General features: G+C 48.4%; 16 protein-coding genes and 1 pseudogene. 3 read left to right on the top strand and 14 right to left on the bottom strand.

What is annotated here, in order from left to right:
• The 4 genes from AQR02_RS07930 to AQR02_RS07915 all read right to left on the bottom strand — a co-directional run.
• Positions 1-1,276, bottom strand: a 1,276-nt coding sequence (locus AQR02_RS07930; RefSeq protein WP_245237209.1) for a glycoside hydrolase family 9 protein, incomplete at its 3' end; no start/stop codon positions are given.
• A complete protein-coding gene (locus AQR02_RS07925; RefSeq protein ID WP_054940112.1) occupies positions 1,269-2,138 on the bottom strand; it encodes an HAD hydrolase family protein in 870 nt (289 codons plus the stop codon). The genes AQR02_RS07930 and AQR02_RS07925, both read right to left, overlap by 8 nt.
• 61 nt (positions 2,139-2,199) lie before the next feature.
• On the bottom strand, positions 2,200-2,937 hold the full coding sequence (locus AQR02_RS07920; RefSeq protein ID WP_054940111.1) for a GTP pyrophosphokinase: 738 nt from the start codon (positions 2,935-2,937) through the stop codon (positions 2,200-2,202).
• 174 nt (positions 2,938-3,111) lie between these two features.
• The gene (locus tag AQR02_RS07915; protein WP_054940110.1) at positions 3,112-4,140 is read right to left on the bottom strand and encodes an HD-GYP domain-containing protein; all 1,029 of its coding nucleotides are present in this window, start codon (positions 4,138-4,140) and stop codon (positions 3,112-3,114) included.
• A gap of 437 nt (positions 4,141-4,577) precedes the next feature.
• Here AQR02_RS07915 and AQR02_RS07910 point away from each other — a divergent pair, with 437 nt between their 5' ends.
• Entirely contained in the window at positions 4,578-4,883 is a 306-nt protein-coding gene (locus AQR02_RS07910) for a Dabb family protein (RefSeq protein ID WP_187388765.1), read from the top strand.
• 7 nt (positions 4,884-4,890) lie between these two features.
• Here the strand turns inward: AQR02_RS07910 and lepB are convergent, their stop codons facing one another.
• The 3 genes from lepB to AQR02_RS07895 form a co-directional block, all read right to left on the bottom strand.
• A complete protein-coding gene (lepB, locus tag AQR02_RS07905; RefSeq protein ID WP_054940108.1) occupies positions 4,891-5,388 on the bottom strand; it encodes a signal peptidase I in 498 nt (165 codons plus the stop codon).
• Positions 5,389-5,410: 22 nt separating this feature from the next.
• Positions 5,411-5,812 (bottom strand): DUF4265 domain-containing protein, encoded by a 402-nt coding sequence (locus tag AQR02_RS07900; RefSeq protein ID WP_159067708.1) that lies wholly within the window; start codon positions 5,810-5,812, stop codon positions 5,411-5,413.
• A 115-nt stretch (positions 5,813-5,927) separates the two neighbouring features.
• Positions 5,928-6,794 (bottom strand): SDR family oxidoreductase, encoded by an 867-nt coding sequence (locus AQR02_RS07895; RefSeq protein ID WP_054940106.1) that lies wholly within the window; start codon positions 6,792-6,794, stop codon positions 5,928-5,930.
• A gap of 237 nt (positions 6,795-7,031) precedes the next feature.
• On the opposite strand from AQR02_RS07895, the gene AQR02_RS07890 reads away from it, so the two are divergent.
• Positions 7,032-7,814, top strand: a complete 783-nt coding sequence (locus tag AQR02_RS07890) for a hypothetical protein (protein ID WP_054940105.1) — start codon at positions 7,032-7,034, stop codon at positions 7,812-7,814.
• Positions 7,815-7,868: 54 nt separating this feature from the next.
• Here the strand turns inward: AQR02_RS07890 and AQR02_RS07885 are convergent, their stop codons facing one another.
• The 7 genes from AQR02_RS07885 to AQR02_RS07860 all read right to left on the bottom strand — a co-directional run bounded on the left by AQR02_RS07885 (position 7,869) and on the right by AQR02_RS07860 (position 12,269).
• Positions 7,869-8,663, bottom strand: a complete 795-nt coding sequence (locus tag AQR02_RS07885; protein ID WP_054942034.1) for a lipid II flippase Amj family protein — start codon at positions 8,661-8,663, stop codon at positions 7,869-7,871.
• An 86-nt stretch (positions 8,664-8,749) separates the two neighbouring features.
• On the bottom strand, positions 8,750-9,097 hold the full coding sequence (locus AQR02_RS07880) for a ribosomal maturation YjgA family protein (RefSeq protein ID WP_082451949.1): 348 nt from the start codon (positions 9,095-9,097) through the stop codon (positions 8,750-8,752).
• Between the two features lie 126 nt (positions 9,098-9,223).
• Complete coding sequence (locus tag AQR02_RS07875) at positions 9,224-9,697, bottom strand: NUDIX domain-containing protein (protein WP_054940104.1); 474 nt, start codon at positions 9,695-9,697, stop codon at positions 9,224-9,226.
• Between the two features lie 269 nt (positions 9,698-9,966).
• On the bottom strand, positions 9,967-10,491 hold the full coding sequence (locus AQR02_RS07870) for a putative ABC transporter permease (RefSeq protein WP_245237208.1): 525 nt from the start codon (positions 10,489-10,491) through the stop codon (positions 9,967-9,969).
• A gap of 221 nt (positions 10,492-10,712) precedes the next feature.
• Positions 10,713-10,898 carry a hypothetical protein gene (locus AQR02_RS07865; protein ID WP_054940102.1) on the bottom strand — a complete coding sequence of 62 codons (186 nt, stop codon included), beginning with the start codon at positions 10,896-10,898 and terminating at the stop codon, positions 10,713-10,715.
• Between the two features lie 186 nt (positions 10,899-11,084).
• On the bottom strand, positions 11,085-11,258 hold the full coding sequence (locus tag AQR02_RS32795) for a hypothetical protein (RefSeq protein ID WP_167347609.1): 174 nt from the start codon (positions 11,256-11,258) through the stop codon (positions 11,085-11,087).
• 108 nt (positions 11,259-11,366) lie between these two features.
• Entirely contained in the window at positions 11,367-12,269 is a 903-nt protein-coding gene (locus AQR02_RS07860) for an ArsR/SmtB family transcription factor (RefSeq protein WP_054940101.1), read from the bottom strand.
• Between the two features lie 150 nt (positions 12,270-12,419).
• Here AQR02_RS07860 and AQR02_RS33740 point away from each other — a divergent pair.
• Positions 12,420-13,056, top strand: a pseudogene (locus AQR02_RS33740) (alpha-N-arabinofuranosidase); the annotation flags it as partial.

Here is a 13,056-nt window from a genome sequence, read left to right as displayed (position 1 = left end):
CAGCAAGCAGCAGCATCGCGTTGTTCATCACCAGCATATTGCTGCCCCAGATGTAATCCTCTTCCCGCAGGGAAATGAGGTATCCGTCCGACTGGCTCACCTGGACAAGCTGCTCCGCTTCCGCAAACAGCCCTTCCTTAAGGGAAATGTATAATGCATGATCCCCCTGTGCCTCACCGTTCAGCAGATAGGCCAGTGTACCATAACCGCCCATGTCCGCCCAGCCGAGACTGAATTTGGGGAATGGAAGCCTGGATAACTCTTGGACAGCCTTATGGTAGACTTCTTGGCCTGTCGTCCGGTACAGCTCAGCTGCTGCCCAGAAACGTTCGTCATGATCTTCGGAATCCCCGTATTCACCGGTGGTAATTTGCGGCGGATTCTTAAAGCCCGGCTCCTCCGGATGCTGCTCCAGCCATTGCCAGGCGGCAGCCGCTGCTTCAAGACAACGGTGTGCATAGGATTGATCAAATGGCTCATAGATCCTTGCAGCCATCGCCATTACCCCGGCAAAATCTCCTGTAGCAGCAGCGGATACCGGTGAGAAATACAGTTCTGACGTATCATCCTCCGGCATAACGTCAAGGCCCGGAAAGTTCAGCGTTGTCAGCTTATGATAGACCCCGCCGCTGTAAGCCTCCTGCATTTTGAACAGAAAATCCAGCTCTACCTTACACTCCAGCAGCACATCCGGCATAGTCCCATCACTTTCCGGGAGCGTAAAGTCACCCGCAAACGCAGCAGGATATAGCTCATAGGCCAGAAGCAGATCTGCAACAGCCTTGGCACCCGGACCGGAGTATTTTCCGTAATCCCCTGCATCATGCCAGCCTCCGCTGCTGTCCAGCTTAAGCTCAGGCTGGCCGATTACGGTTCCCTCTGCCAGATGGCAGGCAGCATGTCCCCAAGGTCCGGCATAATCTCCATTTAGTTCGGCTCCGCAGCGGTAATAATAAAAGGCTTTCAACAATCCCTTCTGAAGTTCCTGATAAGGGTTATCGGCAATGGCAAAAGTTGCGGAAACCGCCCCGTCCCCGGCTTCCAGGAAATACCGTCCTGCAGCGGTAACCGCTGAGAAGTCAGCGGCATGAACTCTGGCACCGCTTGCCTTATCGTCTGCTGCGGCAGCAGATTCCCCCCTGAATACTACCGCTCCCGTCTCTGAATTCACAACCTGGAATGAATGCTCCGTCCCGGTAAACAGGGCGATTTTCTTCCCCGATCTGGAATATCCGACCTGATCTACTGTAATTGCGCGAACCTGTTGCTCACTCACCTGGTATCCGCTCCTTCGTGTACATCAAAGTTTTCTCCAAGAATCTGGCTACACCATCTTCGTTGCACGAGGCGATGACCTGGTGTGCCAATGCTTTAATCTCCGGCTGGGCGTTCTGTACAGCAATCCTTGTTCCGGCAGCTGCGAACAGTCCCAGATCATTCAAGTGGTCACCGAATACAGTAATATCCTGCGGTTCAAGACCCATATGCTGCGCCCACAACTTGAGTCCATCGCTTTTGTTGCCTTGGGGATGGCTGAATTCCAGGAAATAGTGATCTTTTATGTATAAGTCCTTCATGAAGTGGATCTGCATCTTATCCCCGAATCTGTGCTTCACCGCCTGATGAACAGGCTCAAGCTCTTCCAGCAGTCCGATATAAGTGATAATCAAAGTCCGGTGTCCTGCCGGGCATTCCAGCTTGTCCACCTCCCGAAACCGCTCGTCCCCCGGACGGCTGTTAAAGAACACAACATCTCCCTCGCGTTTGAGCGGTTCATGCAGCACCCTCTCACGGTCATTTTCATCCAGTGAGAAATAAAAAGGGGTAATCCCGCCGCCAAGCTGCCGCCCGATGCTGATAATCTCCTTAGAAATAAAGTGATCTAGCCAGTATCCGCCGATCACCTTCCTGGACATTCCGTCATAAATGAGCGCTCCATTATAAAGAATAAGCGGATACTTCCAGGATATTTCCGATACTACACTGGCTGCACTAATGAAACCCCTGGCCGTTGAGAAGCTGATGATCGCCCCATTCTCCATTGCTGCTGTAATCACCTGAATTGTGTAGGCTGTAAGCTTCTGTTCTGAGGTTAACAGCGTCCCATCGAGATCCGTAATGTAGGCCTGCCTTGCCATAAATCATCCCCCTTACAGTGATACTTACATGCTATACGCTGACCGGAGGTTTCGACTATGATTATTCGCCCAGCAGCTTCATAAAGTTAGCCGGCAGATTAAACTGCTGATTGTTAATCATGATCCGCTGGAACTCTATCACTTCCTCATCAGCCTGGGCATCTTTAATTTCTTTAATCTCACGGTGCAGACGCTCCATCTGCAGATCCAGCTCGTTGGCTTTGAGCGCTGCATTCTTCAGCTCACGGGTCAGATGCTCAGGAACCGACTGGCTGTATTTATAGAAAATTTTATGTTCCAGACTGGCCCAGAAATCCATAGCAATGGTGCGGATCTGCACTTCTACACACACCCTCTCTGTGCAGTCCGACAGGAACACCGGCACTTCAACCAGCAGATGCAGGCTCTGATATCCGTTAGGCTTCGGATTTTTGATGTAATCCTTAACCTGAAGCACTTTCAGGTCATCCTGCTTCTGCAGCATTTCGCTGACTTGATAAATGTCAGAAATGAACGAGCAGGTGATGCGGAGTCCGGCGATATCCTTAATACTGGACCGTACGGCTTGCAGTGAGAGCTCACTGTTCTTGCGAAGCATTTTGTTCATAATACTCTCAGGAGATTTAATGCGGGACTTCGTGTGTTCAATTGGGCTATAGTCATGGAGCATCTGAAACTCCTGTTTCAGAATTTCAATCTTCGTCTCTATTTCTTCCAAGGCGAATTTATAGATCATCATAAAGCGGGTAAGTTCATATTTGAGCTGCTTGAAATTCTCTATCTGGTTGCTTGTATTCATATTCATTTCTCCTCTTTCTGCTGCCGTTTAATAGGCCGGCTCTGATTTAATCATAGCCCATTTAACAGAGGGAATTCAAATTCGGCAGAATGTAAAAAGGCCATCCCCACGGGTCACTCCGGATCCGTTAAGATAGCCTGTACACTATAGCTGTTTATATGACATCCTGATTATCTAAATAAAAACTTCATCAACCGTAAGACTGCGCTCCCGTGATAAATCCCTGTAATCCTCATGCACTTTAATCAGCGGCTTGAAGATATCCAGAGCGTTGTTCATTACAATGGTACCTGTTTCCCCGTTGCTGAGCTGCACCGTCTTACCAACGAATCCAGGCAGTAAATGCCCTGTAAGGGCCTGCACTACATTTCCGTTCAGCTTGCCAAAGCCCATTTCATGCACCTGGCGCAGCACGGACACAAGCCCCTGCTTCGGCCGGTTCAGCCTGGACGTAGTAAGCTTCATATAGATATCAGCGACAGTAACTATTTCAGTATAGGGATGAATATCATTTTTGCGGAGATTGGCCGGATAACCCGAACCATCCTCATATTCATGATGCTGCAACGCAACCAGTGCCGTAGCTTCATCCTTCATGGATCTCCGGATAATATCGTAACCATAAGCGGTGTGGCGCTTCAACTCTTCTTCCTCGGCAGCATTTAGCCATCCCGAATTATTTAAGATGGACAATGACACCTGGCTTTTGCCGATATCATGCAGGTAGCCGGCACGGCTGATCTTGTAGCGCTCCTCTTTGGAGTAACCGAGCCAAGTAGCAATATAATAAGACAGCAGACCAACCTGCAGCGAATGCTGGTAGGTGTCAACATCTTCACGGTCCAGCAGAAGCAAGAGGGATACAACATCCTTTTGCTTATCCAATGTTTCCAGCAGCGGCTGCAATGTAGCATCTACAAGGTCTGGTGTAAAGCTGCCCTGCGAAAGAGCCTCCAGGAAAGTCGATTCATAATTCATGATCACCTGATCAAAATCATCATGGAGACCATGGCTCTGCTCCTCAATGGTTTGCGGCAGCTCGCGGGCTACAATTGCTACATACTCTATTCTTTGCCGGATCAGCAGGGAGATTTCTTCACGCTGGACAATGGTCCCGCCGGGCAATATATGCAAGCCCACACTATTGAAAGTGTCAGTCATAAGACAATCGCCGGGTTTTAGATCTGTGACATGAACTTTCAAATTGCAGCACTCCTTCTTGAGTAAATAATATTCCTTGTGTAAATTGATCATAGCCAAATGACCTTATAGTGACAATATGGTTAAAGTCGCATTCACTGCCCGGAGTAGTTCAAATGAATCCCTACTTTAGCCGCCTTTTTCGAATATTACTACATCCATTTCACAAATCTGCCGTATTTCAGCCTGACTCCATTCTTTTCGGCCCAGGCATGAAGACTCTGTATCGCTTGTGTCCGGTCATCCGTGAACCTGCTTGATCTCTGATGCAGAGAGCGTGCGGCTATGAATCTGCAAAGTATCTGTGCTCCACTTCATTTCAGTTGCCTTCCGGAGCGCCAGCAATATCACAAACACCTCTGGTAAAGTAGAGAAAAATGAGACAGACGATCAGTTATAGTATAATGAACGCTAAGCTGTAACTTTGAGGAGGTATTATTATGTACGAGCATTTAGTTGTCTTTAAATTCAACAATAATTACGAACCGCAAACAGAAGAGCTGCTGGTGCAGACACTTTTGAGGCTGAAGGATCAGATACCAGGGATTGTCGGATTAACGGCAGGGGTAAATGTGACAGAGGAAACGGGGAATATTCATGGATATACGCTGGGGCTTCGCGTGACCTTTAAAGATCAGGAAGCCCTGCGTCAATATGGGCCGCATCCGGCCCACCAGGAGTTTGTGGCTATGCTAGAGGGAATAATCGAAAATGTCATTGTTGTAGATTACCCGGTTACAGGCTAATACAGTTCTAAAAAAGATTGTTCACATCGGCAACTACTTTACCAATCAACTTATCCTTGGCTACAAAAGGAGTCACCCACAAATGAGCATCATAGCTGACATTCCGGTTGTCGCCAAGGAAAAAATAGTGATCCTCTGGAACAGTGACCGGCCCATAGGTATAATTCATGGTCTCCTTCAGATATGGCTCATCGATCTTTTCACCGTTTCTGAACAAGGCGCCGTCATTAATTTCGATCGTGTCACCCGGAAGTCCAATCAAACGTTTGACATATTTCTTCTGTTCATCACCGGCAACCGGCGGATTAAACACAACGATATCACCATGCTTCAGCGTGGTCAGCCAGAGCATCTTCTCGACCAGTAGCCTGTCATCCACTTTAATCGTGGGAACCATGGAGTCGGTCGGAACTCTCATCGCTTCAGCAACATAAGAGCGGATAAATAATGACAGGATGATACCAATTGCAATACTCGGAACCCACTGCTTCAGAAATTTTTTCATTTGCCACCTCGGTTATCTATATTTAGAGTTCGAACTTTGCAAGTATCCGGGACATTTCCGTGTCCGTGTCGATCACGGTATTTTTGGGCATGTGGATGACGAGCAAACCGCCGAAGATTTGCTCCCATTTTCCGCCGTTCTCCTTCACCCGCTGCTTCATATCCATGATCTCCAGGGAACCTGCCGCCTCTTTGCTGAGCAGCCAGGCATATCTCCGGTAAGCAGACTTCTGCACCGTTTCCACGTAATACGATATGCCCTGTTTCTCTGTTACCCGGATAATATCTCCCAGCGTAATGCACGGATTGAAGATCGGTGTCTCCTCGATCCTGTATTTATCCTGCGCCACGGGAGTCACATCGAGCACCTCAATCTCACGCCCCAGTTCATCAAAACAGATATGTAATCCTACTGTATCCGGCATAGCACACCTCAATTCTGCATATACAAAATCCATCAACCTTCATTTTAGGCAAACTCCTGAAATTTGGCAATGAACCTGCGTGTGCGGTTTTAGAGTTTAAGCTTTCGGTGAGTAGTTATTTCATTCCCGACAGAGATTTGGCAATGAGCCGTTCCAGCGTCTTCCAGGGCAGCAGCGCTTTGCCAATACTCAGAACCTTGGAGCCTTTGCCGATGGGATAACGCAGCTTGGGCGCACGCATGAGGACCAGCTTTCCGATCAGCTCAGCCACCTGCCCGGGATCAGGTGCAGTTTCCGCGGTTCGCCGGGAATAGCTTAGCACCTCATTGAGCTGCTTATTGTAGGGTGAATCTTCACTAGTCCGGATTCCGTCAATGCCTTTGCCCCAGATCGAAGTGCGGAAGGAGCCGGGCTCGACCAGGATGACCCGGATACCGAAGGGCAGCAATTCTTGGCGCAGACTTTCGCTGAAGCCTTCCACGGCATACTTGGACGCGGCATAGGGTGCGTAACCGGGAAAGCCGATTAGTCCGCTGACACTGCTGACATTAATGATGCACCCCCCGCGCTGCTGGCGCATCACAGGAATTACAGCCTTCGTTACCTCCACCAGCCCGAAAAAGTTCGTATCCATCTGGTGACGCCATTCCTCCATACTTACTTCCTCTACGAACCCGCCGACGGCAAAGCCTGCATTATTAACCAGCACGTCAATTCTTCCAAAACGGTCTATAATTGCTGAAACAGCCGATTCAATAGACTCTGAATCTGTGACATCCAGCGTCATTAAATGAATCCGATTGAGCACATCAGCTTCCTCAGCCTGACGGATGAGCTCGTCTTTGCGGCCCAGATCACGCATCGTGGCAATCACGTGATATCCTTTTTCCGCCAAGGTAAGCGCAGTCAGCAGTCCAAAGCCGCTGGAGGTGCCTGTAATAAGAGCTATTTGATCATAGGGTAGATCTTGAATCTGATTCATATCCGCCTCCTTTGTTCATTAATGATCCCATTTCAATATACTTCTGTAAGATTTTATAATCAATCAAACGAACTAATGTTCCTTTATTCCTTGACTTGCCAATAATCTCAAGCTATAGTAAATAACAATTACACAAGTTGAGCGGGCGAAGCACCTCGCAGGACAGGCACTAGATGCCTTTCTTGGGGGTGCTTTTTTGTGCGCTCTATAACAAAATTTAGACTGGAGTTGACGGAAATGGCTAAACATGCGATCACGAATGGTATCAGAAGATTTACCGGTTTACTGATAGTGCTGGCGCTCCTCACTGGGAACAGCATCCAGGCCGCAGCAGCCTCCGGCTGGGATGAGGCGCTGGACCAGATTAATGAATTGTACAGCAGCTACATCAGCCTACAGGAAACAGTCAAGGCGGAGAGCAAGCGTAATCAAGCCCTCCGCAAGCAGAACATCAGTGATCTTGCTGCCATCAATGCCCGGCTTGAATTAACGGATCAGGCATTGCTGAGCCGTCTCAAGTCAGAAGCAGCAGCGGTGCAGAAGAAGCATGCGGTGCTGCTTGAGCAATATTCGGCGCTGGGCAAACAGGCAACCGCCGCGCGCAAAGCGGGGAATCTCAAGTCAGTCACAGCCCTGGATTTGCAGCGCAATAAATTGAAATCAGCGGTAACAGCAGCCCGGGCGGAGATTAAAAGCAAGAACACCGCGCTTACCGTAGCCAAGGCAGCAGCCGCTGCAAGAAATAAGCCGGCCAAAGAAGCACTCTCACCAATTGCAGGTCTAAGGAAGCAGGTAACTGCCGGTAATAAACAGGTCAGTGAAATCCAGACTGTACGTTCGGAGGCCGACAAACGCTATAAAACCGCAGTGAAGGCGGGCGACGCGGTCACTGCTGCGGCAGCGATGAAGCTATCTTGTACCAAAATGGGAGACATCCGTACCTGGCTAACCCAAATCAATAGCTTGGAACAAAAGATTACCACAGCTCTCCGATTAGCCGAAACCAAATTGCCGAATTGAATGCCTTCTGCGATCACCCTCATCTGCTGAAACTTCGCCAAAATAATGGCCTCATCAGATCAGCTGCACCATCCAGCTTATGAAATAGGCTGCTGGTATGAACACAAGCTGGCCCAGCATTGTTCCAAGAAACCGGGTAAACATTAACATCACATAGATTTTACCCAGCTGGTCGCGGTATTCTGCATGTTCTGTAGCTTTGTGAGTAATAATTCCCAGCTGCGGATCAATAAAGATGGTCAGCAAGATCGTAGCCAATCCGTTGATCAGACCCGAGGAATTTGAAGCGGTTGCCAGGAGATGGGGGGATAAATGCCCTGCATACAATGAGGAGATTACTCCTACGGTGTAAAATCCGGTAACGAAAATATTCAAGATGATAAACCGCTTTGGGATACCAAGATATCTGAAGCTGGGCAGTTTAATCCGGGTTTTTTGTATATATTTGCGCGTGTTCTTAAGCTGTTCTACCGTCACGCTGCTCAGGAGCTTAGGGAGTGAGCCTTCCACCTCCAGCTTGGAGATTACCCTGCTAAACAGGCCGACAAAGGTCGGGAAGAGCGCAATGGCGATTAATGTGCCTAGTGAAGATGCCAGCATAATTATCCGTAAATAATTACCAAGCGGAAAGCTCGGGTCTGTACTGTTGGAGTAATCAACGAATTTAGCCGTCAGCGGGCCCTGGATCATATTTGCTGTTCTCGATACAAGTACAATAATTCCGGTTAGGGACAAAGCTATGGCGATCTTGTTCAGCTTCACTCCGGCATAACGCACCGAATACGATAACGTTTCAGCCGTATTAATAATCATTGTTTGCAGGCATACCACAATTAAGCTATTCAACATGGTCATTACAGAATCTCATCTCCAAATCTGGCAGTATGGAATTGAATAACAAATAACAAATCTAGCATACCAGCCTAATGGGCTGATTATGCCGGCGGTATTCTTGTGAGACAGCAGCGGTCCAGGACATATGCACCTGAAACCCCAAGTGAATAGCGGATAAAGTCCACCCAGAGAAACCCTTTGCCCAGAATCAGTCCGCCAGGGATTGTTGCTCTCACCTCATTAATCCATACTGCCTGATATAGCTGGCTGAACTCGATCATGAAGCTGAAGCTAAGGCTCAATGCAAACGAGATGTACAGCTTGCGCCGGCCCAGCAGCAGCCTGAAACCAAAGTACACCATCGCCGCCCACAGCGCATCACCCAGATGGCTTGCCACAAACCGCGGCAGATGTTCTGAATAGGCTCTGGAGCCCAGCCCCAGAACCATGGTTACCAGTGCCGCGCAACTGTATGTAATAAGATTAATATCACTCTGTAATCGTCTGATACCTCTGCCCCCTTCTTGCAATAATCTTAGACAGCCTGTGTAAATTCAGAGGTCTATCAGCAGATTTTATTCAAATATCGTTTTTACTGTACCGGAATCCCGGCGGAATATCTCTGGCGGATAGGGAATAGCAATCTGCGGCAGCTCTTCTTCACTGAAAAACCTGAGTTCCTCACATTCCCCATCCATGCTCCTTGGTGTCCCCTTAACGATCGAGCACTCAAAGACAGTAACTGAATACTCCACACAGTCTCCATTACTGTACTCGTATGCATATTTTGCACCGCCGAATACGCCAATGATCCGCTCCGGTGTTACCATGAGTCCCGTTTCCTCAAAAACCTCGCGCCGCAGCGCTCTGGAAGGCGTTTCCCCGGGCTCGACTGCACCTGCCGGCATTCCCCACAGTGATTCTCCGCCTTTACGGATAAAGAGGATCTCTCCTGCCTCATTACGTATGACTGCCGCAACAGACGGCACTATCAGCAGACCGGGCCCCACTTTGCTGCGGAGCCAGCGGTAGTATTCAGATATTGGCATGATTGCTTCCCCTTTCTTTTCCATACATTCTATGATTTCATCGATGGACAGATTACAGGTTCTCAGCGTCTTGACCACAATGATAACCTTAACGTACTTCAGTCAGCTGTATCTTCTCCATTACAACTCTTCCTGCTGATATCCTGTTAACCACTCACTATATTTGACAAAGCTGGTCGTTTTTCCTTGTATACATGCTAAATAGGGACAGCCTTTGCCATGTCGGCTAAGAAATGTCCCTTGTTGTCTTGCATAATTTGGACTTGTGATCAGCCTTCTCCTAGTTCCAGCCTTCTCAAGGTACGCCGCCGGGACCAGCTGGTCCACAGCAAATCGGCACTGAACAACATTATAATCAGAGGCATTATAGGTACCCAAATGGGTTCCAGGAAAAGATAGACAAGCTCCATCAACGGCTGCAGAAGATAGATACAAGCAGTGGCCAGCACCCACCAGTATAATGAAAATTTCAGACAGATATGGCCATGCAGCTGATACGGCATTGATGAATAATCCCACCACTGCTTATGGAAGGCTGACTTCAGCAGCCAGCCGCTTGCATATTCAACTGCAGAAGGTATGATCAGAGTAAGCCCGAGAATCAGCGGAAGTGATAGGTCCAGCATTTGGGCTGCCAGCAGCAATAGCGGGGCAAAGCCGTACATCGGCTTAAACGGCCCCTTGAGAAATCCCTCCTTGCGGAAGCTTCCCTGATTATAGAGATTATATGATCCTTCGAGCACCCAGCCAAAGAAAGAATAGACCATAAAATAAAAAAAATATTGACCCGACACAACAATTACTGTATGGCTATCCAGCGACAGCACCGGAAATATGTTAATCCCATTCTCCCCCCTATATCGAGTATTGTTATCGGTACATCCGGGAGGTAGTATGCCATCCTGCAGCCCAATTTATGTAATCCAAGAATCAAAAAAAATGTCCCTGCAGCCAATATCATGGCTTCATGGACATTTTTCTGTGCTAAAAGACAGGGCGTGGTACACCTTAGGGTTCACTCCTTATGTTGCTGTTCCTTCAGCAGCGGTGTTATTGATGAGCTGTCGTTTTGCCTTTTCAGCGTCTCCAGCTTCACCTCGCTGCGTACACCAACATCCGATCCGTACTTCTTTTCGAAATTGCCGGCCAGTGCCTCGCCGCGCTTATGCCTATACCGGCCGTTCTCGTTCCGACTACGCATTTCATTACCTCCCCGTAAGTTCAATAACTTAATAACCTGGGAATTCTGCGATGATCCTGGAGAATGAAGACAGATGGTTGTACGTAGCTAGATTATACAATATTAACTAAACCCTGCTCAATACTTAACCGCCCGCACAATAAAAACAGACCGTCCCACAGGACAGTCTGTTTGACTTAACCCTATTTAGTTCTTCGGCAGCGGGTCCGGATGAGCGGATTCCGCTGGTTTGGCTACCCAGTCATCGGCTTCCGGCTCAATATCTACGCCATTCTCCATTTTTTTGCGTTCCGCCAGAGAGTCGCCGTCTTTATTCTCTTTATTGCGGAGATCCGCTTCGTTCTGAATGTGATCTGTCATGTGAAATCCTCCTCATGCTTAACAGTTTTTTGGTCACTTAGTTATAGTTACCCGTTGAACTGTTTCGCAAACATTTTTTCTGCCGGAGGATATTTACCCTTATTGGGGCTACTCATAGTAAACCCGAAAAACAATATCCTGCTCGTAATTTCCGAAGCCGCGGCCGAATAGCGTCAGTCCTCCACGCCTTCGGGTCGAGTCTTCTGCCGTAAGCCTGAAGGTCCACTGATCCTGCTGCCAGCATACATCATCCAGCGTAACCGCCGAAATCTTTTGCCCGTCAATGTAGGTTCCCCCCCGGTTCACCCGTAATACCTTCAGCAGCCCATATTGGTTCACATCGGAATTCCACCAGGCAGGGGTCAACCTGCCGCGCATTACGCCGAAGTCGCCGGGACTTGTCCATTTCCCCAGATCATGACCGTTTAATGAAAACAGAATATCAGAAGGCCATTTCTCATTGATATGCGGAGCCTCCGAGCCTATCTCCAGCGAGATTTCAATCTCTTGGACTTTCTGATCCATAAACAGATAATTAGGTACTTTATATTCGGCATATCCTTTGGCAAACCATAGAATGCCCGCATCCACCCGCTCCGGATCAAGAAAATAACGCGGATCATCATAATATCCGATTAATTTCTCCGTTGTGGCAATTCCGCAGGTTGGCGATGCCTGCAAATCTGTATAATGGCCTACAGGGATCGACACCTCAACTACTTTTCGGGCGATCCCCTTCGCTCCGGAGAGCTTAATTTGCAGGAAATTGGCAGACAGCGAGCAGTATTTATAGGTACCGCCGTCGATTCTTTTCATTTGTGAGCTGACAATGCCGGCTTTCTGCAGTTTAGCGACATGGGAGCTGACAATGGCACTGCTGAGGTACAGCTTTGCAGCCAGTTCCTTAATATGCATTTCTTCCGTGCCGAGCAGGTCGATAATCCTCAGACGGACCTCGCTGGCCAGTGCTTCATACACCTTAAGCGATTCAGAATCAGTTGTTAAGTACACGCTAAACCCTCCGCCTCATCAGAATTAGCAATTTAATTAATCCTTAATATTTATATTGCCTATAATATCTTTCCATACGTATTATGTAATCATAAAAAAGAATTTACAATTAATCAATTCATTAATTCTAAAATAAGGAGCGATATGAAGATGACAATACGATCGACAATGATTGTGGATAAGGATTTCAAGCTGGCTGAGGTAGACCCCAGGGTATATGGTTCGTTTATCGAGCACTTAGGGCGGGCTGTCTACGGCGGGATTTATGAACCTGGACACCCTACGGCCGATGAGCAAGGTTTTCGCGGAGATGCTCTGCAAGCTATACGTGCACTGAACGTTCCGATCATCCGTTACCCTGGCGGCAACTTTGTCTCCGGCTACAATTGGGAAGACGGTGTTGGTCCCAAGGCAGAACGAAAGCGTTCTCTTGAAATCGCCTGGTGGACGACAGAAACCAATCAGGTGGGCACCAATGAATTTGCCGATTGGGCCAGACGGGTCGGTTCAGAAGTGATGATGGCGGTAAACCTCGGAACCCGGGGAATAGATGCGGCCAGAAACCTGGTCGAGTATTGCAATCATCCTTCCGGCTCTTACTACAGCGACATGCGGATTGCGCACGGATATAAGACGCCTCACAACTTCAAGACCTGGTGTCTCGGCAATGAGATGGATGGTCCGTGGCAGATTGGCGCCAAAACAGCGGTTGAATACGGCAGACTAGCGAACGAAACCGCCAAAGCCATGCGCTGGGTCGATCCTACGATTGAGCTAGTCGCCTGCG

Source organism: Paenibacillus ihuae (assembly GCF_001368795.1).
Taxonomy (GTDB): Bacteria; Bacillota; Bacilli; order Paenibacillales; family Paenibacillaceae; genus Paenibacillus_AQ; species Paenibacillus_AQ ihuae.
The sequence above is the reverse complement of the archived record's forward strand: the minus strand, read 5'-3'. Positions and strand labels throughout refer to the sequence as shown.

Excerpts from the sequence above, each read along its gene's own strand:
- AQR02_RS07925 (WP_054940112.1), bottom strand. The coding sequence starts at position 2,138 with ATGGCAAGGCAGGCCTACATTACGGATCTCGATGGGACGCTGTTAACC.
- AQR02_RS07920 (WP_054940111.1), bottom strand. The coding sequence starts at position 2,937 with ATGAATACAAGCAACCAGATAGAGAATTTCAAGCAGCTCAAATATGAA.
- AQR02_RS07910 (WP_187388765.1), top strand. The coding sequence starts at position 4,578 with ATGTACGAGCATTTAGTTGTCTTTAAATTCAACAATAATTACGAACCG.
- lepB (WP_054940108.1), bottom strand. The coding sequence starts at position 5,388 with ATGAAAAAATTTCTGAAGCAGTGGGTTCCGAGTATTGCAATTGGTATC.
- AQR02_RS07900 (WP_159067708.1), bottom strand. The coding sequence starts at position 5,812 with ATGCCGGATACAGTAGGATTACATATCTGTTTTGATGAACTGGGGCGT.
- AQR02_RS07895 (WP_054940106.1), bottom strand. The coding sequence starts at position 6,794 with ATGAATCAGATTCAAGATCTACCCTATGATCAAATAGCTCTTATTACA.
- AQR02_RS07890 (WP_054940105.1), top strand. The coding sequence starts at position 7,032 with ATGGCTAAACATGCGATCACGAATGGTATCAGAAGATTTACCGGTTTA.
- AQR02_RS07885 (WP_054942034.1), bottom strand. The coding sequence starts at position 8,663 with ATGTTGAATAGCTTAATTGTGGTATGCCTGCAAACAATGATTATTAAT.
- AQR02_RS07880 (WP_082451949.1), bottom strand. The coding sequence starts at position 9,097 with ATGGTTCTGGGGCTGGGCTCCAGAGCCTATTCAGAACATCTGCCGCGG.
- AQR02_RS07875 (WP_054940104.1), bottom strand. The coding sequence starts at position 9,697 with ATGCCAATATCTGAATACTACCGCTGGCTCCGCAGCAAAGTGGGGCCC.
- AQR02_RS07865 (WP_054940102.1), bottom strand. The coding sequence starts at position 10,898 with ATGCGTAGTCGGAACGAGAACGGCCGGTATAGGCATAAGCGCGGCGAG.
- AQR02_RS32795 (WP_167347609.1), bottom strand. The coding sequence starts at position 11,258 with ATGACAGATCACATTCAGAACGAAGCGGATCTCCGCAATAAAGAGAAT.